We start from the raw sequence: 23,563 nt of genomic DNA on the forward strand, positions 1-23,563 counted from the left end.
ACTACTCTCGAAACATGTCTCTCAAGAATCCGTACGGGGATTTCGAGATCACCGAGCCGCAGGCGCTGCGGGCGCTGGCCCACCCGGTACGCCTGGCGATCCTCGAACACCTTCAGCGGCACGGCCCGGCCACGGCAACCGGGCTCTCACCGCACGTCGGCGCCACGCCGTCGGTGGTCAGCTGGCACCTGCGGCACCTCGCGACGTTCGGCCTGGTCCATGACTGGGACGGCGCCACCAGCAAGCGGGAACGCTGGTGGCAGGCCGTCGCCCGAGGCTTCCGGTTCACCGCCCCCGAGGGCACCGAGGGGCAGTCCGCCGTCCAGCAGCTCCGCGCGGAGATGTTCGCCCGCAACGCCGACGCACCCCAGCAGTGGCTGCTGCATGAGGAGCCCCGACTGCACCCCGAGTGGCGCGCGCTGGCCGGCATGGCCGACACCCGGTTCGTGGCCACCGCCGACGAACTGCGGCAACTGGAGGAGTCCATTGAAGAGCTGATTGCCCCGTACGTGCGACGCAAAGAGGAGTCGGCCCCGGCCGACGCGCGGATCGTCCGGATGCTGCGCTACCTGCTGCCCGAGCCGGCGGACGAAGCCCCGGCCGAGCCCAGCGACGACGACGCGGCCACGTCGTGACCGCCGCCATCGACGCCTCCGCCGACACCGGGCCCCCGCCGACCCTGCACCGAGACCGGCGGTTCCGCACCTTCTGGGTCAGCGAGACGATCTCCCATTTCGGCGATCGGATCAGCGAACTGGCTCTACCGCTGATCGCCGTCACCCTGCTCACCGCCACACCCGTGCAGGTCAGCGTTCTCACCGCGCTGATCTGGCTGCCCAACCTGCTGGGCCTGTTCCTGGGCGCCTGGGTGGACCAGCGCACCCACAAGCGGCGACTGCTGATCATCGCCGATGTGATCCGCGCCGCGGTGCTGCTCAGCCTGCCCGTGGCCTACCTGTTCGACGCGATCACCCTCACCCAGCTCTACCTGGTGGCACTGCTCACCGGCTTCGGAGCGGTGCTCTTCGCCATGGCGCGGCAGGCGTTCTTCGTCGGCCTGGTGCCGCGATCGGCGTACGTGGACGCGAACAGCAAGATGAGCATGAGCCGGTCGCTCTCCTTCATCGCCGGCCCGGCCGTCGGCGGTGGCCTCGTTCAGGCGCTCAGCGCGCCGGTCGCGATCGTCGTCGACGCGGTCTCCTTCCTCGGCTCCGCGCTGCTGCTCAGCCGCATCCCGGTGACCGAGCCCTCGCCGCCGCCGCGTCGAACGTCCACTCTCGGCCTGGTCCGCGAAGGGCTCGTGCTGGTACTGCGGCACCCGGTGCTGCGGGCCGCCCTCGGCTGCACCAGCACTGTCAACTTCTTCACCTTCATCGCCGGCGCGCTGCTGGTGCTCTACGCCAGCCGCGAACTCGACCTGTCGGCCGGCGCGATCGGCATCGCCCTCGGCTTCGGGGCGATCGGCGGATTCATCGGCGCGGCGCTCGCGCCGCGTGTCTCACGCGCCATCGGACTGGGCCGTACCGCCATGATCGGCGCGGTGCTCTTCCCCGCGCCGCTGGCGCTGACCGCCCTGGTGTCCGGACCCACCTGGACGAAGGTGGCCATGCTGGCGGCCATCGAGCTGGTCTCCAGCATCGGGGTGATGCTGATGGACGTGAATCTCAACGCCCTCCTCATCGCCGTGACACCCGCCGACGCGCTCGGACGCCGGGCCGGCGCCTACAGCGCCGTCAACTACGGCATCCGACCACTCGGCGCGCTGGTCGGCGGCGCGTTGGGCACCACCATCGGGCTGCGGCCCACCCTGGCCATCGCCGGCCTGGGTGGCGTGCTCGCCGTGCTGTGGCTGCTCGCGTCACCGGTGCGCCACATCCAGACCATCGACACGGCCTGAGGGCTGCCGGCGTACGGCCGACCTGGCTCTGCGGCCTTCGCAAGCGAAGCTCAGCCGGCCTCCGCCAACAGAATCCGAGCCAGCTCGGCGGGCTGGGAGAACATCGGCCAGTGGCCGGTGTTCATGGTGACCAGTCGCCAGTGGTCGCTGGTCAGCAGTTTCGCCACCGTGTCGTTGGGCTCAGGCCCGTCGAGCAGGCACTTGACGTACGTCGCCGGCAGCTCACCCAACGGCCGGGTCAGCACGGCCGGCTCGGTCAGCGTGGCCCCGGGATGCGGCGTGGAGCCCTCGATCAGCCGGGCGACCTGCTCGTCGGTGAGACCCTGACCGTCGACGTCGGCCGGGCCGAGCGGAGCCCAGTAACCGTTGTTGTCGGCGATCTGCGCCTCGAAGGCGGCCTGCCCCTGCCACCAGCCGGAGGCGAACGACCCACCGTCGACCGGCACCTCAGAATCCACGAAGACCACCCGGCTCAACCGTTCGCCGATCCGCTCGGCGGCCTGACCCACCGGAATGCCCGAGTAGCTGTGCCCGACCAGCACCACGTCGTGCAGGTCGCCGCGCTCGATCTCGTCGACGATGTCCTGAACGTGGGTCTGCTGCCCGGCGGGCACATTCCGCCGGTCGGCGAGGCCGGAGAGGGTCAGCGGGTGGGTGCCGTGGCCGGCCGCCCGCAGTGGTGCCACCACCTCGTCCCATGCCGAGGATCCCAGCCACGCACCCGCCACCAACACGAAATCAGCCATGGGCGGACCCTAGCGGCACCCTCCGACAGCCCCGATACGTCGCTACCAGGCGCGGGCCGGGACCGGTGATCGCGAACGGTCAGCCGGTGGCGTCGAGGTGGGCAGCGATCTGCCTCGGCAGCGGATAGCTTCGTTCGGCCGGCAGGTGGTCCGTGGCCGCCCGCACGTCATCGGCCCGCACCAGTTCCCGTACGCGGTGGACAGCGGGGGTGATGTCCGTGACGCTGACCGTCCAGTCGTCGACGTACCGGGCGACGGCTTCGCCGGACAGCCCGACCTGCAACGACCGGTAGGGCAACGCGCTCAGGTGCAGTGTCCGTTCCGGATCCCACTGCACCCGGACCGGGCTGGCCTTGAGTTGCCGCGACCACGTCGCCCGGTCACCGTGCAGGCCCTTGTCGTAGTGACTCAGACAGGCTCGCGCCAGCGCCCACTCGAAGCCCTCCCGCGTGATGTCGATGGACAGCACGCGCTCCTGCCCGGGCTTGGTGGCCCAACCGCAGCGGTACATCATCCACAGGAACGACGGCTTGATCCAGGTCATCCGGTCGCGCTTGAAGGGGGCCACGAAGCGACCGGCGGCCACCGCCGGCAGCGCGATCTCCGGTGGGTACGCCTGGTACACGGTGATCGTGTCGGCCGAGAAACGAGCACGGATCTGACGGGCAGGAACAGACACCCTGCGATCTTCGCCCACCGGACCGCGCCTTTCCACCGGGTTTTCGTAGCCGGGCCGGGGAGACCCGTTGTGGACCGCCGGATTGAGCACTCAGGCGTGGTCTTGGGCGGGCGGCCCGATCTCAACGGGCATCCGATAGATCTGGACCGGGTAGTCGACGGCCGAGACCCCGCCGTTGAGCCCGGCGGTCAGATGCAGTTGGGCCGCCGGCATCCACAGCCGGGCATCGGCGTCGAGCCACATCGCGTCCACCCAGGCCAGCCGGGGGTCGGCGACGAGCGTCCGTACGCTGCGGTCGGGAGCGAGGACCAGGACGCGTCGCCGCTCCAGGTCGCTGAGGTAGATGGTGCCGGTGGCGTCGATGGCAGTGCCGCCGGTGCTGGGTGTGTCACACCAGCGTTCGATCCTCCGGGCCAGCTCCACAGCGGACACCGACGGGTCGTCCAACCAGCGGGTGGCGATCCGGGACATCCCGCCGGAGGCCGGCTGGTAGTAGAGCCAGCGACCGTCCGGCGACACCTCCAACTGGTCCACGTGCAGGCGTACCTCGGCGCCGTCCGGGTCACGCAGCACGCGCCCGTCGGCGACCACCGGGCCGCCCGCCGTGCTCGGATGCCCGTCCAACACCCGCCTCGACCGACCCGAGTCGAGGTCGAGCACGATGAGGCCGGCCGCCCCGGCGTCGCTGAGATAGGCCATCCGGCCATTGAATCGGACGTCGTCGACGTAGCTGCCCGGGTGCACTGCCTCGTCGAGGTCGTAGACCCGCTCTACCTGGTCGTCGTCCGGGTCGACAGCGATCAGCCGAGCGCCGCCCGGCACCTGCGCGCCGCCGAACCGCGGCGAACCCGAGTCGACGATCCACAACCGGCCGTCCGGGCCGGCGCGCAATCCGTTGACGTGTACGAACGCCCCGCTCGGCGGCTGGTCGGCACGATTCCACGCGGCGTCGGGGTAGGGGACACGACGGCCGTCCGGCAGCGCCTCCACCACCTGTACGCCGGGCCGATCCGCCGACGGGTAGCTCAGGAACACCCGCTCGCCCACTGTGGACACGCCCGTGCACACTCGGTCCTCCTGGAACACCGGTGTCAACCGGTGATCCTCCTCGGTGGGCAGCGACGACATGGACCTGCTCCTCACCCCTTCGGCGGCGCCTCGGCTTCAGCCGGTAACCGACGTCGGCGGCCGTCCGGTTAGCCGGCAACGAACGGCCACTGCCGCCCGGCGCGGTATCCCCGGAGCGTGCCGGCCGAAACCGCCGGTCGCAGGACACCGACGCTCAACCGGCGGCAGGGCGCCCCGGCGCTCACCCAATCGGCGGTGCCGGGGGGCCGACCCGGGCGGCGAGCCGCTTCGGGGCCATCACGCAGTAGCTCTCGGTGAGCAACTCACCCACCTCCTCCCAGTCGGTGTTCTCGTCCAGGACCATGCCCATCACGTTCGGACTCCAGTCCGGTTTGTAGAAGGGGTGCCCCGTGGCGAGGAGCCCGGCGATCTCGTCGAGTGGCGACCGGAAGGTCAGCAGGCAGGCGGGCTGATCGAGTGCGGCAGCCCGTGCGTGCACCGGCTGGCGATCGGGGTCGACGGTGAGCACGTGGGCGATGGTCCGCTTGCGGATCCGCCAGCGGGTGCCCACCCATGCCGGCTCCTCGTAGGTTTCCGGCAGCCCGAGACAGATCGGCCGCAGCCGGTCGAGAACCTCGGGCGGGACGTCTCCGGGTGCGGTCACGGACAACGACGCTAACCGGTCGGTGTGACAAGTTCCGCTCGTCGAACCCCACCCGGGCCGGTGGTGCGCGCCCCGTCGATCCGCCAGGATGGGCGGGGCGACAGTGGGCCGTCGCCCCGGCCCGACCCGCCCCCGTGCCCGCTGAGGAGTGCCGTGCCGTCCACCCTGCTCTCCCGCCGTGACCTCGACTTCCTGCTGCACGAGTGGCTGCGGGTGTCCGAGCTCGTCGAGCGCCCCCGCTACGCCGAGCACTCCCGGGAGACCTTCGACGACGCCCTGGATCTCGCCGAGCGGGTGGCCACCGAGCAGTTCGCCCCGCACAACCGCGCCGCCGACCTGGCCGAGCCCACCTTCGACGGGCAGCGGGTGCGGCTGATCCCGCAGGTCCGCGCGGCGTTGGACAGCTTCGCCGAGACGGGCCTGCTCACTGCCGGGCTGGACGCCACGGTCGGCGGCCTGCAACTGCCGCACGCCGTAGCGGCTGCGTGCTTCACCTGGTTCCAGGCCGCCAACGTGGCCACCTCGGCGTACCCGTTCCTCACCCTGGGCAACGCCAACCTGCTGCTGGCGCACGGCAGCCCCGAGCAGGTGGACACCTACGTCCGGCCCATGCTGGACGGCCGGTTCTTCGGCACCATGTGCCTGTCCGAGCCGCACGCCGGCAGCTCGCTGGCCGACATCACGACCCGCGCCGAGCCGCAGGCGGACGGCACGTACCGGCTCTTCGGCACCAAGATGTGGATCTCCGGTGGCGACCACGAGTTGGCCGAGAACATCGTCCACCTGGTGCTGGCGCGCATCCCGGGCGCACCGCCCGGCGTCAAGGGCATCTCGCTGTTCATCGTGCCGAAGGTGCTGGTCGGCCCGGACGGGTCGCTCGGTGAGCGCAACGACGTGGCGTTGGCCGGCCTCAACCACAAGATGGGGTTCCGGGGCACCACGAACACCCTGCTCAGCTTCGGCGACGGCGCGCACACCCCGGCTGGTCGCGCCGGAGCGGTCGGGCACCTGGTCGGCGCGCCGCATCAGGGTCTGGCGCAGATGTTCCACATGATGAACGAGGCCCGGATCGGGGTCGGGGCGGGCGCCACCGCGCTGGGCTACACCGGCTATCTCAAGAGCCTGGCGTACGCGAAGGAGAGGCCGCAGGGCCGGCCGGTCGGCGCGAAGGACCCGGCCGCCGCGCAGGTGCCGATCATCGACCACCCTGACGTACGACGGATGCTGCTGGCCCAGAAGAGCTACGTGGAGGGGGCACTGGCGCTGGTGCTCTACTGCGCGCGGCTGCTCGACGAGCAGAAGACCGCACCGGCCGAGGCCGACCGCGAGCGCGCGCACCTGCTACTGGATGTGCTCACCCCGATCACCAAGAGTTGGCCGTCGCAGTGGTGCCTCGCCGCCAACGACCTGGCGATCCAGGTGCTCGGAGGTGCCGGCTACACCCGCGACCACGACGTGGAGCAGCACTACCGGGACAACCGGCTCAACCCGATCCACGAGGGCACCCACGGCATCCAGGCACTGGATCTGCTCGGGCGCAAGATGACCATGCAGGGCGGCGCTGGTCTCGCCCTGCTGACCACGACGATCGGTGACACTGTCGAGCGGGCCCGCAAGGTCGGGGGAGAGGCGTCCGAGCTGGCGGACCGGCTGGCCGCCGCGGTGGACCGGGTCAGCGCTGTCACCCGTCGACTGTGGGCCGACGGTGACCCGGTGCTCGCGCTGGCCAACGCCAGCGCCTACCTGGAGGCCGTCGGGCACGTGGTGATCGCATGGATGTGGTTGGAGCAGGTGCTGGCGCTGCCGGCGGAGGGTGCCGGCGACGCGTTCCACGCTGGCAAGAGGCAGGCCGCCCGCTACTTCTTCGCCGTCGAGTTGCCCCGGACCGGCCCGCAGTTCGACCTGCTGGAGAGCCGGGACCGGACCACGCTCGACATGCGCCCGGACTGGTTCTGACCGGTCCCGCCGCCGTTCACCGTCGGCGGGACTGGTGGCTCACGGCCTGCCGCCCCTTGACGACGCCCCAGACGATCACGATCACCAGCGCGATCACACCGATGATGATCAGCCAGCGGACCGCCTCGAGAATCAACCCGAGCAGGATCAGCACGCCGGCGACCACGCCGACAACCCAGAGCAGCGCGCGCATGTCGACCTCCCGTAACCGGCCGCGCCTGGTGCGGCCGGCCCCGGCTCCTCGTTCCCCGTCCGGCCGACACCATGCACGCGCCGCATACCGAAGTCGATCAGGGGCCGGTACGCGCCACGTAGACGGTGTTCGCCGACTCCCCGCCGGTCAGCGGATTGGCGAACGGCACGACATGCGCGCGTACGCTCGCGAACACCTCGGTGAGAGCTGCGGTGAACTCGGCGTCCGGCGGGTCGTCCGACCAGAGCGCGAAGACGCCCTCGGGGCGTAGCAGGGCGGCCAGGCGACGCAACCCGGCCGGCGGGTAGAACGCCGCATGGCTCGGGTGCAGGACGTTGCGCGGGGAGTGGTCGACGTCGAGCAGCACCGCGTCGAACCGCCGGCCGGGCACCTCGGCGTCGAAGCCGGTGTCACCGGCCACCGCCGCGAAGAAGTCGGCCTGCACGAAGCGGGTCCGGGGGTCCTCGGCGAGCCCCGCCGCGAACGGCAGCAGCCCTCGTTGGTGCCAGTCGATCACGTCCTCGATCGCCTCCACCACGAACAGCGAGCGCACCCGGGGGTCGCCCAGCGCCGCACAGGCGGTGTAGCCCAGCCCGAGACCGCCCACCACCACGTCGAGCGAGTCACCGGCCACCTCGGCGAGCCCGAGCCGGGCCAGCTCGATCTCCGCGACCGGGAAGAGGCTGGACATCAGATACTCGTCGTCGAGCTTGACCTCGTACACCTCGACCTGGAGTGCCGGGTCCCGGCGTCGGCGCAGACTGATCGCGCCGATCGGGGTCTCCCGCCAGGCCAGCTCTTCGAAACGCGCGCCCACGGGTGCCCTCTCGCCGCCGGATTCGTCCACGGATGGTAGCGGTTGCCCCGCGACGGGCGGCCACGCAGGGTCCACCGGACATCGACGCAGCGCATATCCTGTGCCCGGCCGATCCACCGGAGGGGAAGTAACTGCTGGCGTTCTGACGGTCAGGAGTGTTCAGTGGTCGTCTAGAGGGGCGGTGTGAACTTGAAGGAGTGGGCGGCGGCTACCGGCGTCTCGTACGCGACGGCGGTACGAGTCCGGGACGTTGCCTGTTCCCGCGTACCGGCTCGCCGCGCGGCCGAGGTGGTCATCGAGGATCCGACGTGAAGACGATCCAGGCTTACCGGTTCGCTCTCGACCTCACCCCTGGTCAGGAACGCGCCGTGAGGGCGCATGTGGGGGCCGCGCGAGTGGCGCACAACTGGGCGCTGGCCCGGGTCAAGGCGGTCATGGACCAGCGCGCGGCGGAGCGCTCCTATGGGGTGCCGGATGAGTTGCTGACGCCGTCGCTGCCGTGGTCGCTCGCCGGGCTGCGCAAGGCGTGGAACGCTGCGAAGGCCGATGCGGCGCCGTGGTGGGGTGAGGTGTCGAAAGAGGCGTTCAACACCGGCCTGGATGCTCTCGCCCGTGGCTTGAAGAACTGGGCTGCTTCCCGTCAGGGCGGGCGGGGCGGCAGGCGGGTCGGTTTCCCTCGCTTCAAGTCCCGCCGCCGTGGGACACCGTCGGTGCGGTTCACCACAGGCGCGATTCGGGTCGAGCCCGATCGTAGGCATGTGGTGGTGGGGGTGGATGTCGGAATCAAACATCTTGCGGTGTTGTCCACCGGCGAGCGGGTCGACAACCCGCGGCACCTCGTCGCCGCGCAGGCCCGACTGCGGGCGCTCGGTCGGGTGTTGTCGCGGAAGTCTGGGCCCCACCGGCGCACCGGCTGCCGCCCCTCGAACCGCTGGCAACGCGCGTCGAGGCGACTTGGTCGGGCCCATGCGCGGGTTGCGAACCTGCGCCGCGACGGGCTGCACAAGCTCACCACGAGGCTGACACGCGAACACGGCACCATCGTTGTCGAAGACCTGAACGTCGCGGGCATGCTGCGCAACCGGCGGCTGGCCCGGCACATCGCTGATGCCGGGTTCGCCGAGATCCGCCGTCAGCTGGCATACAAAACGAGGTGGAACGGCGGCCGGTTGCTCGTGGCCGACCGCTGGTATCCGTCCTCGAAAACCTGCTCGGGTTGTGGCGCGGTGAAAGCCAAGCTCGCCCTGCACGAGCGTGAGTACGACTGTGAGGCGTGCGGCCTGGTCATCGACCGTGACCACAACGCCGCACTCCGCCGGCAAGACCGGGACCGCCCCCACCGCAAGGCGGGGCAACCAATCACGCGCTCACTAGAGCGCACCGAAAGGTAACGGACTCATGCCGTCGCGGCAGGACCAGCTGCACTCCTACCAGTTCAGCGTCCAGCGGGCGGTCGCCGCCCTGGTCATGCGGGAGACCGACCCCGCCCAGTCGCCGTTTCGGCGGCTGGCCGGCGCCGGCCTGGCCAGCGTCCTGGTCGCGGCGATCGGGCTCGGTGGTTTCGCCCTCTACGGCCTGTTCGCCGGTGGTGGCAAGGGGTGGCGCGACCCGGGCGCGGTGATCGTGGAGAAGGAATCCGGCGCCCGGTTCGTCTACCGCGAGCAGAAGCTGCACCCGGTGCTCAACTACGCCTCGGCGCTGCTCATCGTCGGCGCCGACCGCTCGAAGACCGTCCTGGTGTCCCGACGCACTATCGACGGGGTGCCGCGCGGGCTGCCGTTGGGCATCGCCGACGCACCCGACTCGCTGCCCGCCCCGGGCCGGCTGGCCGCCACGGCGTGGACGGTCTGCTCGACGGTCCCGGCCGGCACGGGCGTCGAGGCGCCCCGCTCGGCGCTGCTGATCGGCACCGAGCCCGACGGCGGTCGGCCGTTGGGCGACGACGCGCTGCTGCTGCGCCACCCCGACGGCGGGCTGCACCTGGTCTGGCACCAGCGCCGCTACCTCGTCCGTGACCCGAGCCGGGTGCTGGCGGCGCTCGCCACCACCCGGGCCCAGGCGGTTCGGGTGGCGCCGGCGCTGCTCAACTCGCTGCCCGCCGGCACCGACCTCGCCCCACTCGATCTGCCCGCGCTGGGCCGACCCGCCACCCGGGTGCCGGGTGCGGCGATCGGCACTGTCTACCTGGTGAGCAACTCCGGTGGCGGCCGGCAGTACGCGGTGGCGCTCGACGCCGGCCTGGCCGGCATCACCGAGTTGCAGGCGGGGTTGTTGCTGGCCCGCACCGGGCAGGTCGAGCCGGTGCCGATGACGTTGGGTCGGTTCGCCGCGCTGCCCACTGTGCCTGATCTCGCTCCGACCGGCCCGAACGCCCCGCCACCGAGCCCTCCCCGGCTCGCGGCCGGCGACGGTGGGGCGCTCTGCACCCGCATCGGCGACGACGGCGGGGTTGGTGAGGTGCGCTGGGGCGTACCGCTGGGGGACCTGACGGCGGTGCCCCGCACCGCGCCGACCGGCGGCGCGGTGCTGGCCGACCACGTCGTGGTGGAGCCGGGCCGCGGTGCGGTGGTCGAGGCCGCCGCGGCGCCCGGCGCGACCGGCGGCGCGGTCTCCGTGGTCACCGACCTGGGCCGACGGTACGTGCTGGCCGACCGCGAGGTGCTCCCGATGCTGGGCTACCGCGACGTGCGGCCGGTGCGGCTGCCGGCCGGGCTGGTCAGCCTGGTACCCGCCGGCGCCACCCTCGACCCGGCCGCCGCCCGCGCCGTCGCCGCCCCAGACTGAGGATGACCCGCCCCGTCGACGGGGCGGCGGTGATCAAGAGGTTTGCGTCAGAAATTGGCGCGAGCCTGACGGAAATCTCTTGATCACCGGGAGGCACCGGGAGGCACCGGGAGGCACCGGGAGGCACCGGGAGGCACCGGGAGGCACCGGGAGGCACCGGGAGGCACCGGGAGGCACCGGGAGGCACCGGGAGGCGGACGGTGGTCAGTCGGCCGGGCGGCGCAGGACGGTGACCGCGAACGGGGCGTCGTCGCGCCACGGGCGCAGGTCCCAGGTGGCGAAGCGCTGCTCCACGCGCAGCCCGGCGGCCACCGCGTCGGCGTCGAACGCGGTCAGCGGGTAGCCGCGCTCGGTGCCGAAGCCCACTGTCAGCACCCCGTCGGGTCGCAGGTGCGCTGCCACCCGGCGCAGCACCTCCGGTTCGGTGCCGACGGCGACGAAGGCGAGCACGTTGCCGGCCAGCACTGCCGCGTCGAACGGCTCGGCCTCACCCAGCGCCGGTAGATCCAGCTCGGCGAGGTCGGCGACCAGCCACGTCGGGCCGGGATAGTCGGCGCGGGCGGCATCCACCAGCGCGGGATCGGCGTCCACCCCGACCACCGTGTGCCCCCGCTCGGCCAGCGCGGCACCGACGCGGCCGGTGCCGCTGCCGGCGTCGAGAATGCGGGAGCCGGGCGCGACGAGGGCGTCCACCAGTCGGGCCTCGCCGGCCAGGTCCGCACCCTCGGCCACGAGCTTGCGGAACCGGTCGATATACCACTGTGAGTGCTCGGGACCGGTGTCGGTAGCCCAGCGGGTCGGGTTGGCCATGAGGCCACCGTATCCGGGCCGGTGGGGCCCGGGCGGGCGACCCGGACGAGACCATCATCCCTTCTCCGCGCCGCTGGTCAGTCCCTCGGTGAGCAGCCGTTCGCTGGCGAAGAAGAGGATCACGATGGGCAGGGTGAGCACTACCGACCCGGCCATCAGCACGGTCTTGGGGACCTCCACCCCGTCGGCGAGCAGGGACAACCCCAGTGACACCGTCCACCGGTCGGGTTTGTCGACCAGGAACAGCAGGGCGAAGAGGAACTCGTTCCAGGCGATCATGAAGTCGTAGAGCGCGACCGCCATGATCGACGGCATCGCCAGGGGCAGGCTGACACGGCGGATGATGCCGAGCCGGCCGGCGCCGTCGATCGCGGCGGACTCCTCCAGACTGACCGGGATGGTCTCGAAGTAGTTCTTCAGCATGTAGACCGACACCGGCAACGTCTGCGAGATGTAGACCAGCACCAGACCGAACAGCGAGCCGCGCAGCCCGGCCCGGGTGAAGACCACGAACAACGGGATCGCGATGACGATCGACGGGAACAGGTAGACCGCCAGGAACAGGAAGTCCACCTGCCTCCGGCCGAAGAACCGCAGCCGGGCCACCGCGTAGGCGCCAGGGATCGCGACCAGGAGAGTGAGCACTGTCGCCGCGACGGCGACCAGCCCGCTGTTGCGGATGAAGGTGAGGAAACCCTGGCCGCCGTCGTCGGTGGCCTTGAGCACCTCGGCGTACGTGGCAACTGTCAGCTCACCGAAGCCGACCACCAGCGCCCCGGGGTCCAGCAGCAGCCGCTCGATGGGGCGCACCGAGAGCACCAGCATGTAGTAGAAGGGGAAGACCGTGATCACCAGGAACACGGCGATCACCAGGCGGCGCAGCCAACGCAGGCTCACCGTCTCGACCACGTCCCGGTCCATCAACCCACCCTCCGTCCGAAGAAGCGCAGATAGATCAGCACGAACACGATGAGCACCACGGCCAGCACGACCGCCTGGGCGGCCGCGGCCCCGATGTCGGTACGGGCGGTGAGGAACTCGTACACCCGCACACTGACCACCTCGGTGCCGGCCGCACCGCCGGTGAGCAGGTAGACGTCGTCGAACTTGTTGAACGTCATGATGAAGCGCAGCACGCCCAGCAGGGCGATCACCGGCAGCAGTTGCGGCAGCAGGATGTGCCGGAACCGTTGGGTGGGGGTGGCGCCGTCGACCCGGGCGGCCTCCTCCAACTCGCCGGGCACCGCCTGGAGCCGGGCCAGCAGGAACAGGAACGCGAACGGGAAGTACCGCCACGCCTCGAAGACGATCACCGTGGCCAGCGCAGTCGACTCCTGGGTGAGGAACGGCACCGGCGCGTCCCAGCCGAGCAGGCGTTGACCCCACGCGTTGACGATGCCGAGCTGTGGGTCGAGCATCACCTGCCAGACGAACGTCACGGCGACCACCGGTGCCACGTACGGCAGCAGCATGGACGCCCGGACCAGGGTGCGACCCCGGAACGGCCGGCGGACGACCAGTGCGGCCACCAGGCCGAGCAGTATCGACCCGACGGTGCCGCCGATGCTGTAGATCAGCGTGACCCACAGCGTCTCGGCGAAGCCGGGTGTGTTCAGCACCCGGTCGATGTTGTCCATGGTGAACTCGCCGAACAGACCGGTCTTGCGCAGCGTGGCCAGCCGGACCCGCTGGAAGGCGAGCACCACCGTCCACACGATCGGGATGCCGATGACAGCGATGGTGACGAGCAGGGTCGGTGCGACCAGCGCGAGCCCGGCCCGGGATTCGCGGCGGCGCAGGGTCAGTGGTCGGCGCCGGGGTGGCCCCGGCCGCTCCCGGGTGGGGGAGCGGCCGGGGCCGGGCGCTGTGGTGGTCAATTGACGCCCGCCTTGATGGCGTCCACGTCCTTCGTGGCGCGGTTGGCGGTGGCCGCCGCGTCGGACTTGCCGGAGACGAGGTCGCCCAGCACCTTGGGCACCGGCAACTCGCCGAGCATGGCGCCGACGAGTTTGCCCTGCCCCTGGCTGAGGCCCCAGCGCCCGAAGGTGTCCGGGCTGCGGCGCAGCGTGGCCAGCACCTCGTCGCCGTACACATCGGTGAGGGGCTTCTTCGCGTCCACGCCCGCCTGGCTGGTGTTCCAGGCGGTCAGGTACGCCTCCGGCTCGGTGGGGGTGCCCTTGCGCACCGGGAAGCGGCCCTCCGGGGACATGCCGAACCAGCGCGGGTAGCCGTCACCGAGCATGTACTCCACGAAGGACTTCGCCGGGTCGGTCACCGCGCCGTCGAGAACCGCCCACGAGCTGATCTCGCCGTACTGGGCCGGCTCGGTGCCGTTGGGGCCCTTGATCGCGGTGACGAACCCGCTGTTCTTCGCGAGGAACGCCGGATCCGCCTGGCATTGGGGGCAGGTCGGCTTGGCGTCGTTGCGCAGTCCGGCCAGCTCGTCGAGGATGAACGGCGACCAGATCACCATGGCCGCCTTGCCCGCGAAGTAGGTGGCCCGGGTGGTGTCCACGTCCTGGGCGCCCTTGACCGAGCTGGTGCGGATCAGGTCACCGTAGAAGCGGAACGCCTCGACGCACTGGGGCGAATCCAGTGTCACCTTCCCCGAGTCGTCGGTGAGCTGACAGCCGTTGGCCAGCGCCAGGTGCTCGAAGGTCTGTTGGGTGAACACGTCGCTGGGGGCGGTCGCCGCGGTGATGCCGGCGACCCCGCCGGTGTTCAGTCGGGCCGCGGCGGCGGTGATCCGCTCATACGTGTCGGGGGCGGGCAGGCCGGCCGCGGCGAACAGGTCCTTGCGGTAGACGAGCAGCTGCCCCCAGCCGTCGCTGGGCACGGAGAGCTGTTTGCCGTCGTCGGAGGTGAGCTCCAGCGCTCGGGGAGAGAACGTCTGCTTGCCCAGCTTGTCGACGACCTCCGCGTTCGCCGAGGCGTGCAGCAGCTCGTTGCCGGCGAGCGTACGGATGCCGGCGAGGGAGACCGAACCGACCACGTCGGGCAGGTCGCCTGCGGCGGCGTTGGCGGCGATCAGTGAGGGGAACTGGTCCTCGTTGACGGTCACGAGATCGACCTGGATCCCGGTCTTGGCGGTGAAGTCGGCGATGATCGCCTTGGTGGCGGTGACCCGGTCGGCGACGTCCTCCAGGCTCCACACGGTGATCTTCTTGCTGTTGCTGTCGGGTTCGTCGTCGCCGCAGGCCAGCAGGGTGGACGTGGTCAGTGCCAGGATCAGGGTGGTGGCGAGTATCCGCCTCGGAGGTGCAGACATCGATGGCACTCCTCTCGAAGGGTACAAGAAGGATCCAACACCTTCGATTGATCAATAGCAAGACATATCGCGATTTTTTGCTATCCTGGAACCCAGTGCTACCGGGATGTGACACATGGGCAACTGGGTGGTCTCTCTCGCCGGGCCTCGACGCATCAGCCTCGAGCCCTGCCCGCCGGATCCGCTCGGCCCCGGCCAGGTCCGAGTCCGCACCTGCTACTCGGGCATCTCCGCCGGCACCGAGCTGACCCTCTACCGGGGCAGCAATCCCCGGCTCAGCAAGGACTGGGACGACGCCGCCCGGATGTTCGTCCCCCGACAGACGCCGGTGCCCTACCCGTTGATCGGCTTCGGCTACGAAGAGGTCGGGGAAATCATCGAGGTCGCCTCGGAGGTCACCGACCGGCATCCGGGGCAGCTCGTCTGGGGCATCTGGGGGCACCGGGCCGAGGCCGTGCTCGCCGCCGACGCGGTCCGTGCGCTCCCCACCGGGCTGGATCCGCTCGCCGCGGTCTTCGCCCGCCCCGGCGCCATCGCGCTGACCGCCGTGCTCGCCGGCGACCTGCACCTCGGTGACTGGGTCGGCGTCTTCGGCCAGGGGGTCATCGGGCTGCTCGCCACTCGGCTCGCGGTGCTCTCCGGGGCCCGGGTGGTGGCCGTCGACCCGGTCCCCGACCGGCTGGAGCACGCCGCCCGATACGGCGCGCGATCCACTGTGGACGCCACTGTCACCTCCGCCGCCGCCGTGTTGCGCCAGGCCACCGACGGCCGGGGGGCCGACGTCTGCCTGGAGTTGTCCGGCGCGTACCCGGCGCTGCACGAGGCGATCCGCTCCACCGCCCACGCCGGCCGGGTCGTGGCCGCAGGCTTCTACCAGGGCCAGGCCGACGCGCTCGGCCTCGGCGAGGAGTTCCATCACAACCGCATCCAGTTGGTGGCCGCCCAGGTCTCCGGGCCCACCCCCGCGCCGAGCATGGCCGGCCGGTGGACCGGAGATCGGGTCGCGCAGACCTTCATGGACCTGGTGGCCGACCGCAGCGTCGACCCGCTGCCGCTGGTCAGCCACATCGTCGACGCCAGCGCGGTCGCCGACGCCCTCGCGCTGCTCGACCGCGGCGCCGGTGACGTCCTCCAAGTCGTGCTGAGGTTCTCATGACCACCATCGCGCTGGCCTGTCAGGAACAACTCCTGCCGGGCACCAACCTGATCCAGAAGTACGCCCTCGCGGCCGCCCTCGGCTACCAGGGCATCGAACTACGCGGCCGCGGCGACCTGGCGTTCGCCCGCCGGCTGCCCGAGCTGCGCCGGGCCCGCGCCGCCGGGGTGGTGATGCCCACCGTCTGCGTCGAGATGGACCACTTCATCGGCGACTTCGACCCGGCCCGGTCCGCCGACGCCGTCCGCAACCTGCGCTCCCAGCTCTCGGTGATCGCCGAGCTGGGTGGCGTCGGGGTGATGACCCCGGCCGCCTGGGGGATGTTCTCCCGACGACTGCCGCCGTTCGAGCCGCCCCGGGCCCCCGACGGCGACCGGCAGGTGCTCCTCGACGCCCTCGGCGAGCTGGGCGAACACGCCCGGGCCGAGGGGGTCACCCTCTTCCTGGAACCCCTCAACCGGTACGAGGACCACATGGTCAACCGTCTCGACGAGGCGGTGGCGCTCTGCGCCGCGCTCGGACTGCCGTCGGTCCGGGTGGTCGCCGACACCTTCCACATGAACATCGAGGAGGACGACGTGCACCGCGCGCTGCGCGCCGCCGCGCCGTACCTCGGGCACGTCCAGGTCAGCGACTCCAACCGGTACCAGCCCGGCGCCGGGCACCTGGACTGGCCGGCGCTGGTGCGTACCCTGCTGGAGCTGGACTACCGGGGCTGGCTGGCCCTGGAGTGCCGGCTCCGCGGCGACCCGGTCCGGGCCCTGCAACAGGCCGCCACGGTGCTGCGGCACGCACTGCCCCGGCGGGCCGCCGCGTGACCGCCGACGCGAGGCTGACCAGCGTCGGCGCTTCCGCCGACGCCGAGCCGATTAACGTCGGCGAGCCCGCCGACGCCGGAGCGACGCGCGCCGACGCCGCCGGCACGGGTGGCCCGGCCGACGCGGCCGGGCTGCGCCGGCTCGCTGTCGACACGCTCGACGCCAACTGGGAGCACGACCACACGGTGCCGTCGCGCACGCTCTACCCGCATCAGTGGAGCTGGGACTCCGCGTTCATCGCGATCGGGTTGGCCCAGGTCCGCCCCGACCGCGCCTGGCGCGAGCTGGCCAGCCTGTTCCGGGCGCAGTGGGCCGACGGACGGGTGCCGCACATCGTGTTCAACCCGGCACTGCGGGTCGGCGCGTACTTCCCGGGGCCGGAGATGTGGCGATCGGCCGACGTGCCGGGAGCACCGACGGTGGCCACCTCCGGCCTGGTCCAGCCGCCGGTGCACGCGCTCGCCGCGTTGCTGGCGTACCGGCGGGCGCCCGATCCCACCGGCCTGACCGCGCTGCGCCGGCTCTATCCCGCGCTGGTCGCCCAACAGCGTTACCTGGCCGACCGGCGGGACGTGGCCGGTGACGGGCTGGTCTGCATCGTGCACCCGTGGGAGTCCGGATTGGACAACAGCCCGGCCTGGGACGAGCCGATGGCCGCGGTGCCGGCCGAGGCGGCAGTCATGCGGGCGTACCGTCGGCACGACACCACGCACGCCGACGCCGCGCACCGCCCCACGGACCTGGACTACGCGCGTTACCTGGCGATCGTCGCCGCCTACCGCGACCACTGCTACTCCGACCGCGACCTGGCCGCCGGGCACCCGTTCCTGGTGGAGTGCCCGCTGTTCAACGCGGCGTTCGGGGCCGCCGAACACGCCCTCGCCGAGATCGCCGCGCTCGTCGGCGACGATCCCGGACCGCACCGGGCCCGCGCGGCCCGGGTCACCGAAGCCCTCCTGCGCCGGTTGTACGACCCGGACACCGGCACGTTCCAGCCCCGTGACCTGCGCACCGACCGCCTGGTGAGCGCCCGTACCGTGCTCGGGCTGACCCCCCTGATCCTGCCCGACCTGCCGACCCGGCAGGTCGACGCGCTGGTCGTCGAGGCCCGGTCGGCGCGCTTCGGGGTGGCCCGTCGGATGGACCGGCCGCTGCCCACCTACGACCGCACCGCGCCCGACTTCGAGCCGCTGCGTTACTGGCGTGGGCCGAGCTGGCTCAACATCGGCTGGCTCGTCCGGCGTGGGCTGATCGAGCACGGGCACCCGGAACTGGCCGCCGGGCTGGGTCGCTCGATGATCGGTCTGGTCGCCGGCGCGGGCTGTCACGAGTACTTCCACCCGGACACCGGCGCCGGGCTGGGCTCACCGGCGTTCAGCTGGACCGCCGCGCTGCTGCTCGACCTGCTCGCCGACTGAGCGCGCTGCCGGGTGGTAGCGTCCCCGATCCCGGTGGCGGCAAAAGGAGCATCGTGCGCGAGATCGACAAGGTGGCCTGGATCCTCGTCGAGGACGGTCGGGTGTTGAGCACCCGGTCGGTGGGCAAGGACGTCTGGTACCTGCCGGGCGGAAAGCGCGAGTCGGGCGAAACCGACCTGCAGACCCTGCGTCGGGAGATCGACGAGGAGTTGAGCGTGGAGGTCGTCGTGCCCGGCGCCGTGCACCTGGGCACCTTCACCGCGCAGGCGCACGGCCACTCGACCGGCATCACCGTGCGGATGACCTGCTACCGGGCCGACTATCGGGGAGAGCTGCGGCCGGCCAGCGAGATCGCCGAGATGGCCTGGCTCGGGTACGCGGACCGACACCGCACCTCGCCCGTCGACCAGATCATCTTCGACCACCTGCGGGCCGAGGGTCTGCTGGCCTAGCAGCAGTTTGTCGCGGCCGGCCAGGGGTAACCGGCCGAGCGTGACCGACGGCGACGGGTTCCCGTACTTCATCGACGCGGTGTCCCAACGGTCCGGCCTGCCGGCCGAGGAGGCCGCCGTGCTCGCCCGCGCCGTGCTCCAGACGTTGGCCGAGCGGGTGACCGGCGACGCGTCCGGCGACGTCGTCGGGCACCTTCCGAACGAGGTCGACGGCTACCTGAGTGGCCCGGCCCCGGATCCGGCCGGGGCCTCCGGTCCGGCCCCGGATGCGGCCGCGACTGCCCTTCCGGCCGGGGCCCTCGGCCCGGATGCTGGCGCCGATGGGTTGACCAGCGGGGTGGGCCTGGAGGTCGGCGGTGCCGGCGCGACCCCGATGGAGGCCGGCCCGACGGAGTTCCTTCGTCGGGTGGAACAGCGCGCCGGGGTGGACCCGGCCACCGCCCGGGCCGGAACGGGCGCCGTCTTCGCCACGTTGCGAACGGCGATGACGGTGCGGGAGTTCCGGGAGATGGTGGCGCGACTGCCGCGCGACGGCGGGTTCTGACCCGACCCGGCGGGATCAGCCCAGGAGGGCCCTTGTGACGTCGGCCCGGTTGAGGGCCGCCACGCACCAGGCGAAGTGGCCGTCCTGACCCGTCGGGTCGTAGGCGTTCGCCGTGATCAGCGAGTAGGCGGCCCGGTAGACGAGCAGCGCCCCGCGGTCGTAGCCCAACCGCGCCTCGATCCGGTCGAGGAGGTCGCGTTCGATTTGCGCCGCCTCAGGCCCGTACATGTCGAAGATCGCGGCGGTGACCGCCGCGTCGAACGCCGGGTCACCCTCGGTGGTCAGAAAGCCCCAGTCCAGCACCGCGCTCGGTCGACCCGAGGCGTCGACCAGGATGTTCCCCGGAATCAGGTCACCGTGCAGCACCGCCCGCCGGCCACTGTCCACCTCGACCAGACGGCTGGTGAGCGCCGCGGCTTTCCGGTCGAAGTCGGCGACGCCCCGCTCAGCACCTGTCGGAAACGCTCGACCCGGCGTTCGGCGAGGCGCGCGAGGGCGACCGGAAAGCCCTCCCCGGTGTTGAACAGCGGGGCAACCTCGCCCAGCACGGCCAGCTCACGGGCCGCCGGGAGACCACCGCCGGCCGCGAGCGCGGCCACGATGTCGACGACGATCGTGTACGCGGCCTCGCGGGACACCGCGCCGGCCGCGAGCGCGGCGGCCACTGTCGTGCCGGTCAGCCGCCGCTCGATGGTGACGACTCGGCCTCCCACCGATTCCACCTGCGTGATCCGCGGCACCTGGAACGGCAGCGGCTTCGCGGCTAGTGCGTCGTAGAACGCTGCCGCCCGGCGGGACGACTCGACCGAACCGGCGAACCAGATTTTCGCCACCCGCGAGTCGTCGACCTCGAAGACCGCGCCCTCCATGCCCTCGCCCAGCAGCTTCGGGGTGGTCGTGCCGATCCACTGCCGGAGCACAGCGGCCACCTGGTCCTCCGCGAGGTGACTCACGCCTCGGACACCTCCTCGGGCTCGGCGACCCAGGCGGAGAAGACCGGCACCCCGTGCCACGGGCCGGTGACGCCGTCGGCTCGGGCGTCGGTGGCGACGGCCACCACCGCGTACGGGTGGCCGAAGCGCAGCTCGGCGGTGCGGGCCACGCCCTCCGGCGGCATGCTGGTGATCCCGGCCATGCCGGTCACCGCCGCCGCCTCGAAGCCGTACCTGTCGAACCGGGCCACCGCCGTCTGCCATGCCTCGAAGCGCTCCACCGGCAGCGCCAGCGCCGTCGCGAGCGTGTCCACCGCGGCGGCGAAGCCGAGCGCCGGGGCGGTCAGGTCATGGTCGTTCCGAGCGGACCAGCAGGGCAGGACGGCGGTGTGCCGCTCTTCGCGGCCGTCGCGCGCCCAGGTGTGTACCCGTTCCTCGGTCAGCGTCCACAGCGGAGTCTCGCCGAGCGGCAGGTCGAACAGCGCGCGGCTGCCCGCCGGTGGCGCGCCGTCGGCCGCGCCGGCGCTCAGGTCGTACGCAGTGGCCAGCACCTCGGCCGGTGGCACCTGCGGCGCGGCGGCGACCGAGAGGACGACCAGCCCCGCGCCGTCGGTCGTCTGGGCGGGTGCGGCGTGCACGATCACGTCACCGGCCCGTGCTGTGGACACGATGGCGCAGTGGTGGCCATGGCTCGGGCTGCGTAGTGCCCGCCGTAGTTGGCCGGCCCACGGGCTGTTGGCGCCGAGCGCGCGTGCGTCGGCGACGTCGAACGGGTTCGCCCAGGACACCCGGGTGGCCAACGCGCTGGCCAGGATGAACACCACGTCCCAATCGACCTCCAGGGGGAACGTCTCGATCAGGCCGAGGGTGTGCTCGCGCGCCCAGGCGTCCAACCCGGCCTGATCGGGCAGTGCGCCGACCTCGGTCGTGCTGGGCAGCGCGGCCCGCCACGCCGCCGGCCCGCCGTCGGCCTGCCCCGTTCGGTGCCAGAGCGCGGTGGCGGACCCGACCAGCGGGTGCGGCGCCTCCAACAGTGTTCGGGCCACCTCGGCCGCGCTCGGCAGGTCGGTGCCCAGCGCCTGCGCCAGCTTCGCGGCGGCTCTGTCCGCTACGGCCGGATCGCTGTCGGCCGTGGTGGCAGTGACAGCGAGCAGCAGCCAGGCACCGAGCGGGGAGGCGACGTGGTGTCCGTCGCCGGCCGTGGCGTGCAGCCGCGCGGCGTACGCGGAGAGCGGCCCGTGCAGATCGGTCCTCATGTCCCCACTCTGCCCGCCGGCCCCGCTCATGACCACAGCTCGAACGGCTCGTCGATCTCCGTGCCGGCGAGGAACGGGGTGATCAGCCGGGGGAGCTGCCCGGGATAGAACCGTTCCCGACTGGCGACCACCGCCGGCAAAGGCCACCAGCGGAAGCCGAAGTAGTCCTCCCGCTCGTAGTCGAGCCGGTGCGCCTCGTCCACGTCCGGGCCGGGGCCGGCCAGCCGTACGGCGACGACAACCTCGTCCTGGACCTGCCGCAACTGGCGGTGCAGGAAGCTCGCCCGCCGCCGCCAGTTCGGCGCACCAACCTCGTCGGCGGTGATCACGATGCCGGTCTCCTCCCGCAGCTCCCGCACCGCCGTGTCGCGATAGGTCTCACCGGGATCCATGCCCCCGCCCGGCAGCTCCCACCAGGTGCCCAGCCGGGCGTGGTCCGGGTCGCGGGTGTGAAACAGCAACACCCGGTCGGCACCGTCGGTGACCACCACCCGCACCGCGCGTCGCTCCAGGATCGGCAGGTCACGGGGCAGCTCGTTCATGGAGCCAGTCTGTCGTACCGCCCTCTTCGGCGGCGGGTAGGCTGCCCGCCGTGGCTGGTCTGTTGAGGAATGTCGCGGCGCGTATCTCCCGGGTCGGTGCGGTGATCCCGTCGCCCCGGCGTACCGGGCCGGCGCCCGCGCAGGTGGCCCGCCGCCGCCAGGTGAGCGCCCTGCAGCGTCGGGAGCTGACCTACGCTCCGGAGCGGGACGGTCAGGCCGACCCGGGCGAGATCGTCTGGACGTGGGTGCCGTACGAGGACGACCCCCGCCAGGGCAAGGACCGGCCGGTGCTGGTTGTCGGGCGGCACAGCCGGACCCTGTTCGGGCTGATGCTGTCCAGCCAGAGCGAGCGGGACGGGCAGCGGCACTGGTTCGCGCTCGGGCCGGGTGAGTGGGACCGCGACAACCGGCCGAGCTGGGTCCGGCTGGACCGGGTGCTCACCATGCGCGAGGACAGCATCCGCCGGGAGGGCGCCGTGTTGGACCGGCCCCGCTTCGACCGCGTCGGGCAGGCGTTGCGCGCCGGCTACGGCTGGCGCTGACCGCGCGGCGAGCAACCCCGGCAGTGGGGTAGCCCCACAGTGACGCACCTGGCGGCGAGATCTATTCGCGGCTCGGCCCGACCGCGGCACCCTTCGTGTCCGGCGGCGGGTACGGCTGGTCGGCGAGGAGTCGGGCCAGGTGTGCGGTGTTGAGCGCCAGGGCCTTCGTGGTGCGGCCGGTGGTGTCGGGCTTGGGGCCGGCGTCGCGGTAGTCCACGGTCTGCAGTGCCTCCCCGACCCAGTAGGTCGCGGCGGCGGCGGCGATGGTGAACCCGACCTCGTTGAGCGCCTGCTGCACCTCGCCGATGGTGTGGTGGGCGCCGTCCTCGTTGCCGACAACCGCGACGCCGGCCACCTTGCCGTAGGTGAGGAGTCGGCCCTCGGCGTCGGTCTCGGAGAGTTCGGCGTCGAGGCGTTCGAGGACCATCTTGCAGACGCTGGAGGGTTGGCCGAGCCAGATCGGCGTGGCGATGACGAGCACCTGGGCTGCCATCAGCTTGTCGCGGATCGCCGGCCAACCGTCGCCGTCGCCCTCGTCCGTGGACACCCCGAAACGCACGTCGTGATCGACGACGCGGATCATCTCGCCCTCCACGCCCTGCGCTGCCAACTCGGCGAGCACTTCCCGACCGAGTTGCTCGGCGCTCGACGGCGTCGGTGACGGCTTGAGGGTGCAGTTGAGTACGAGGGCGCTGATGGTCGCCACGTCGGTTCCTCTCGGCGGTCGTGATTCGGGTACTGGTTTCCCATACCCGGATAGGACGCCTCAGAACGCCCTGGTGACCGGCAAAAGCGGTGGGCCGGTCGCCGGTGCGCTGGCATGGTGTTCCGCATGGTGCAGGACGTCGCACGGCAGGTGGCCGAACAGGTACGGGCGGGCTTCGGCCTGCGCCTGTCCACGATGGAGCCGGTCACCTCCGGGGCGGACCAGCACGCCCGACTTGCCGGGCATCACCGCGCCACTGCGGGCCGACGACGGCCACCGCCTCTTCAGGGCGGCCACGATGCGGTGCGGGGCTGA

General features: G+C 71.8%; 27 protein-coding genes and 1 pseudogene. 13 read left to right on the forward strand and 15 right to left on the reverse strand.

Features of this window, described 5'->3' with window-relative positions; genetic code table 11:
• Positions 1-14: 14 nt before the first annotated feature.
• Both OHB44_RS14620 and OHB44_RS14625 read left to right on the forward strand, forming a co-directional pair.
• Positions 15-635: an ArsR/SmtB family transcription factor gene (locus tag OHB44_RS14620; RefSeq protein WP_330441008.1), complete on the forward strand. Its 621-nt coding sequence runs from the start codon at positions 15-17 to the stop codon at positions 633-635.
• Positions 632-1,897 (forward strand): MFS transporter, encoded by a 1,266-nt coding sequence (locus tag OHB44_RS14625; RefSeq protein WP_330441009.1) that lies wholly within the window; start codon positions 632-634, stop codon positions 1,895-1,897. The genes OHB44_RS14620 and OHB44_RS14625 overlap by 4 nt, the downstream gene beginning before the upstream one ends.
• Before the next feature lie 50 nt (positions 1,898-1,947).
• Here the strand turns inward: OHB44_RS14625 and OHB44_RS14630 are convergent, their stop codons facing one another.
• From OHB44_RS14630 to OHB44_RS14645, 4 genes are all read right to left on the reverse strand, one after another.
• Positions 1,948-2,643, reverse strand: a complete 696-nt coding sequence (locus tag OHB44_RS14630) for an alpha/beta fold hydrolase (RefSeq protein WP_330441010.1) — start codon at positions 2,641-2,643, stop codon at positions 1,948-1,950.
• Positions 2,644-2,722: 79 nt separating this feature from the next.
• Positions 2,723-3,322 carry a DUF4291 domain-containing protein gene (locus OHB44_RS14635; RefSeq protein WP_238684910.1) on the reverse strand — a complete coding sequence of 200 codons (600 nt, stop codon included), beginning with the start codon at positions 3,320-3,322 and terminating at the stop codon, positions 2,723-2,725.
• Between the two features lie 90 nt (positions 3,323-3,412).
• On the reverse strand, positions 3,413-4,450 hold the full coding sequence (locus tag OHB44_RS14640; protein ID WP_330441011.1) for an SMP-30/gluconolactonase/LRE family protein: 1,038 nt from the start codon (positions 4,448-4,450) through the stop codon (positions 3,413-3,415).
• 181 nt (positions 4,451-4,631) lie between these two features.
• Positions 4,632-5,054: an MmcQ/YjbR family DNA-binding protein gene (locus OHB44_RS14645; RefSeq protein ID WP_330441012.1), complete on the reverse strand. Its 423-nt coding sequence runs from the start codon at positions 5,052-5,054 to the stop codon at positions 4,632-4,634.
• 153 nt (positions 5,055-5,207) lie between these two features.
• Here OHB44_RS14645 and OHB44_RS14650 point away from each other — a divergent pair, with 153 nt between their 5' ends.
• Positions 5,208-7,010, forward strand: a complete 1,803-nt coding sequence (locus OHB44_RS14650; protein ID WP_266302801.1) for an acyl-CoA dehydrogenase — start codon at positions 5,208-5,210, stop codon at positions 7,008-7,010.
• Between the two features lie 16 nt (positions 7,011-7,026).
• Here OHB44_RS14650 and OHB44_RS14655 read toward each other — a convergent pair whose 3' ends face one another.
• Both OHB44_RS14655 and OHB44_RS14660 read right to left on the reverse strand, forming a co-directional pair.
• Positions 7,027-7,203: a hypothetical protein gene (locus OHB44_RS14655; protein ID WP_238677404.1), complete on the reverse strand. Its 177-nt coding sequence runs from the start codon at positions 7,201-7,203 to the stop codon at positions 7,027-7,029.
• Between the two features lie 97 nt (positions 7,204-7,300).
• On the reverse strand, positions 7,301-8,020 hold the full coding sequence (locus tag OHB44_RS14660; RefSeq protein ID WP_266302800.1) for a spermidine synthase: 720 nt from the start codon (positions 8,018-8,020) through the stop codon (positions 7,301-7,303).
• A gap of 183 nt (positions 8,021-8,203) precedes the next feature.
• On the opposite strand from OHB44_RS14660, the gene OHB44_RS14665 reads away from it, so the two are divergent.
• From OHB44_RS14665 to eccB, 3 genes are read left to right on the forward strand one after another with little or no spacing between them, the layout of a single operon-like run.
• Positions 8,204-8,332 (forward strand): hypothetical protein, encoded by a 129-nt coding sequence (locus OHB44_RS14665; RefSeq protein ID WP_266302799.1) that lies wholly within the window; start codon positions 8,204-8,206, stop codon positions 8,330-8,332.
• Positions 8,329-9,411, forward strand: a complete 1,083-nt coding sequence (locus OHB44_RS14670) for an RNA-guided endonuclease TnpB family protein (RefSeq protein ID WP_266302798.1) — start codon at positions 8,329-8,331, stop codon at positions 9,409-9,411. The genes OHB44_RS14665 and OHB44_RS14670 overlap by 4 nt, the downstream gene beginning before the upstream one ends.
• A 7-nt stretch (positions 9,412-9,418) precedes the next feature.
• Positions 9,419-10,804 (forward strand): type VII secretion protein EccB, encoded by a 1,386-nt coding sequence (gene eccB / locus OHB44_RS14675; protein ID WP_238684904.1) that lies wholly within the window; start codon positions 9,419-9,421, stop codon positions 10,802-10,804.
• Between the two features lie 204 nt (positions 10,805-11,008).
• On the opposite strand, the gene OHB44_RS14680 is transcribed toward eccB, so the two are convergent.
• Genes OHB44_RS14680 through OHB44_RS14695 form a run of 4 tightly spaced genes read right to left on the reverse strand, consistent with a single transcriptional unit; the run spans position 11,009 to position 14,882 of the window.
• Entirely contained in the window at positions 11,009-11,614 is a 606-nt protein-coding gene (locus tag OHB44_RS14680) for a class I SAM-dependent methyltransferase (RefSeq protein ID WP_112602530.1), read from the reverse strand.
• 54 nt (positions 11,615-11,668) lie between these two features.
• Positions 11,669-12,535, reverse strand: a complete 867-nt coding sequence (locus OHB44_RS14685) for a carbohydrate ABC transporter permease (RefSeq protein WP_238684902.1) — start codon at positions 12,533-12,535, stop codon at positions 11,669-11,671.
• Entirely contained in the window at positions 12,535-13,491 is a 957-nt protein-coding gene (locus OHB44_RS14690; RefSeq protein ID WP_330441013.1) for a carbohydrate ABC transporter permease, read from the reverse strand. The genes OHB44_RS14685 and OHB44_RS14690 overlap by 1 nt, the downstream gene beginning before the upstream one ends.
• A complete protein-coding gene (locus tag OHB44_RS14695; protein ID WP_330441014.1) occupies positions 13,488-14,882 on the reverse strand; it encodes an ABC transporter substrate-binding protein in 1,395 nt (464 codons plus the stop codon). The genes OHB44_RS14690 and OHB44_RS14695 overlap by 4 nt, the downstream gene beginning before the upstream one ends.
• 115 nt (positions 14,883-14,997) lie before the next feature.
• On the opposite strand from OHB44_RS14695, the gene OHB44_RS14700 reads away from it, so the two are divergent.
• From OHB44_RS14700 to OHB44_RS14720, 5 genes are all read left to right on the forward strand, one after another.
• Positions 14,998-16,038 (forward strand): zinc-dependent alcohol dehydrogenase, encoded by a 1,041-nt coding sequence (locus OHB44_RS14700; RefSeq protein ID WP_330441015.1) that lies wholly within the window; start codon positions 14,998-15,000, stop codon positions 16,036-16,038.
• Entirely contained in the window at positions 16,035-16,856 is an 822-nt protein-coding gene (locus OHB44_RS14705; RefSeq protein ID WP_112589707.1) for a sugar phosphate isomerase/epimerase family protein, read from the forward strand. Before OHB44_RS14700 ends, OHB44_RS14705 begins: the two co-directional genes overlap by 4 nt.
• 131 nt (positions 16,857-16,987) lie before the next feature.
• The gene (locus tag OHB44_RS14710; protein WP_238685098.1) at positions 16,988-18,274 is read left to right on the forward strand and encodes an MGH1-like glycoside hydrolase domain-containing protein; all 1,287 of its coding nucleotides are present in this window, start codon (positions 16,988-16,990) and stop codon (positions 18,272-18,274) included.
• A gap of 53 nt (positions 18,275-18,327) precedes the next feature.
• A complete protein-coding gene (locus OHB44_RS14715) occupies positions 18,328-18,726 on the forward strand; it encodes an NUDIX hydrolase (RefSeq protein WP_238684898.1) in 399 nt (132 codons plus the stop codon).
• Positions 18,727-18,766: 40 nt separating this feature from the next.
• A complete protein-coding gene (locus tag OHB44_RS14720; protein WP_330441016.1) occupies positions 18,767-19,270 on the forward strand; it encodes a DUF2267 domain-containing protein in 504 nt (167 codons plus the stop codon).
• 15 nt (positions 19,271-19,285) lie between these two features.
• On the opposite strand, the pseudogene OHB44_RS14725 reads toward OHB44_RS14720, so the two are convergent.
• The 4 genes and pseudogenes from OHB44_RS14725 to OHB44_RS14740 all read right to left on the reverse strand — a co-directional run.
• A pseudogene (locus OHB44_RS14725) lies at positions 19,286-19,690 on the reverse strand (phosphotransferase); the annotation flags it as partial.
• A complete protein-coding gene (locus OHB44_RS14730; protein WP_330441017.1) occupies positions 19,618-20,223 on the reverse strand; it encodes a hypothetical protein in 606 nt (201 codons plus the stop codon). The gene OHB44_RS14730 and the pseudogene OHB44_RS14725, both read right to left, overlap by 73 nt.
• Positions 20,220-21,458, reverse strand: a complete 1,239-nt coding sequence (locus tag OHB44_RS14735; protein ID WP_330441018.1) for a hypothetical protein — start codon at positions 21,456-21,458, stop codon at positions 20,220-20,222. The genes OHB44_RS14730 and OHB44_RS14735 overlap by 4 nt, the downstream gene beginning before the upstream one ends.
• Positions 21,459-21,484: 26 nt before the next feature.
• Positions 21,485-22,000 carry an NUDIX hydrolase gene (locus tag OHB44_RS14740; RefSeq protein WP_330441019.1) on the reverse strand — a complete coding sequence of 172 codons (516 nt, stop codon included), beginning with the start codon at positions 21,998-22,000 and terminating at the stop codon, positions 21,485-21,487.
• 50 nt (positions 22,001-22,050) lie between these two features.
• Here OHB44_RS14740 and OHB44_RS14745 point away from each other — a divergent pair, with 50 nt between their 5' ends.
• On the forward strand, positions 22,051-22,542 hold the full coding sequence (locus OHB44_RS14745; protein WP_030336385.1) for a type II toxin-antitoxin system PemK/MazF family toxin: 492 nt from the start codon (positions 22,051-22,053) through the stop codon (positions 22,540-22,542).
• Positions 22,543-22,603: 61 nt separating this feature from the next.
• On the opposite strand, the gene OHB44_RS14750 is transcribed toward OHB44_RS14745, so the two are convergent.
• Positions 22,604-23,248: a flavodoxin family protein gene (locus tag OHB44_RS14750; RefSeq protein WP_330441020.1), complete on the reverse strand. Its 645-nt coding sequence runs from the start codon at positions 23,246-23,248 to the stop codon at positions 22,604-22,606.
• Between the two features lie 126 nt (positions 23,249-23,374).
• Between OHB44_RS14750 and OHB44_RS14755 the strand changes: the two genes are divergently transcribed.
• Positions 23,375-23,563 carry a hypothetical protein gene (locus OHB44_RS14755; protein ID WP_238684892.1) on the forward strand — a complete coding sequence of 63 codons (189 nt, stop codon included), beginning with the start codon at positions 23,375-23,377 and terminating at the stop codon, positions 23,561-23,563.

The sequence above is a fragment of the Micromonospora sp. NBC_00821 genome (genome assembly GCF_036347035.1).
In the GTDB taxonomy this organism is placed as follows: Bacteria; Actinomycetota; Actinomycetes; order Mycobacteriales; family Micromonosporaceae; genus Micromonospora; species Micromonospora hortensis.

Excerpts from the sequence above, each read along its gene's own strand:
- OHB44_RS14620 (WP_330441008.1), top strand. The coding sequence starts at position 15 with ATGTCTCTCAAGAATCCGTACGGGGATTTCGAGATCACCGAGCCGCAG.
- OHB44_RS14630 (WP_330441010.1), bottom strand. The coding sequence starts at position 2,643 with ATGGCTGATTTCGTGTTGGTGGCGGGTGCGTGGCTGGGATCCTCGGCA.
- OHB44_RS14640 (WP_330441011.1), bottom strand. The coding sequence starts at position 4,450 with ATGTCGTCGCTGCCCACCGAGGAGGATCACCGGTTGACACCGGTGTTC.
- OHB44_RS14655 (WP_238677404.1), bottom strand. The coding sequence starts at position 7,203 with ATGCGCGCGCTGCTCTGGGTTGTCGGCGTGGTCGCCGGCGTGCTGATC.
- eccB (WP_238684904.1), top strand. The coding sequence starts at position 9,419 with ATGCCGTCGCGGCAGGACCAGCTGCACTCCTACCAGTTCAGCGTCCAG.
- OHB44_RS14680 (WP_112602530.1), bottom strand. The coding sequence starts at position 11,614 with ATGGCCAACCCGACCCGCTGGGCTACCGACACCGGTCCCGAGCACTCA.
- OHB44_RS14685 (WP_238684902.1), bottom strand. The coding sequence starts at position 12,535 with ATGGACCGGGACGTGGTCGAGACGGTGAGCCTGCGTTGGCTGCGCCGC.
- OHB44_RS14695 (WP_330441014.1), bottom strand. The coding sequence starts at position 14,882 with ATGTCTGCACCTCCGAGGCGGATACTCGCCACCACCCTGATCCTGGCA.
- OHB44_RS14700 (WP_330441015.1), top strand. The coding sequence starts at position 14,998 with ATGGGCAACTGGGTGGTCTCTCTCGCCGGGCCTCGACGCATCAGCCTC.
- OHB44_RS14705 (WP_112589707.1), top strand. The coding sequence starts at position 16,035 with ATGACCACCATCGCGCTGGCCTGTCAGGAACAACTCCTGCCGGGCACC.
- OHB44_RS14735 (WP_330441018.1), bottom strand. The coding sequence starts at position 21,458 with ATGAGGACCGATCTGCACGGGCCGCTCTCCGCGTACGCCGCGCGGCTG.
- OHB44_RS14740 (WP_330441019.1), bottom strand. The coding sequence starts at position 22,000 with ATGAACGAGCTGCCCCGTGACCTGCCGATCCTGGAGCGACGCGCGGTG.
- OHB44_RS14755 (WP_238684892.1), top strand. The coding sequence starts at position 23,375 with ATGGTGCAGGACGTCGCACGGCAGGTGGCCGAACAGGTACGGGCGGGC.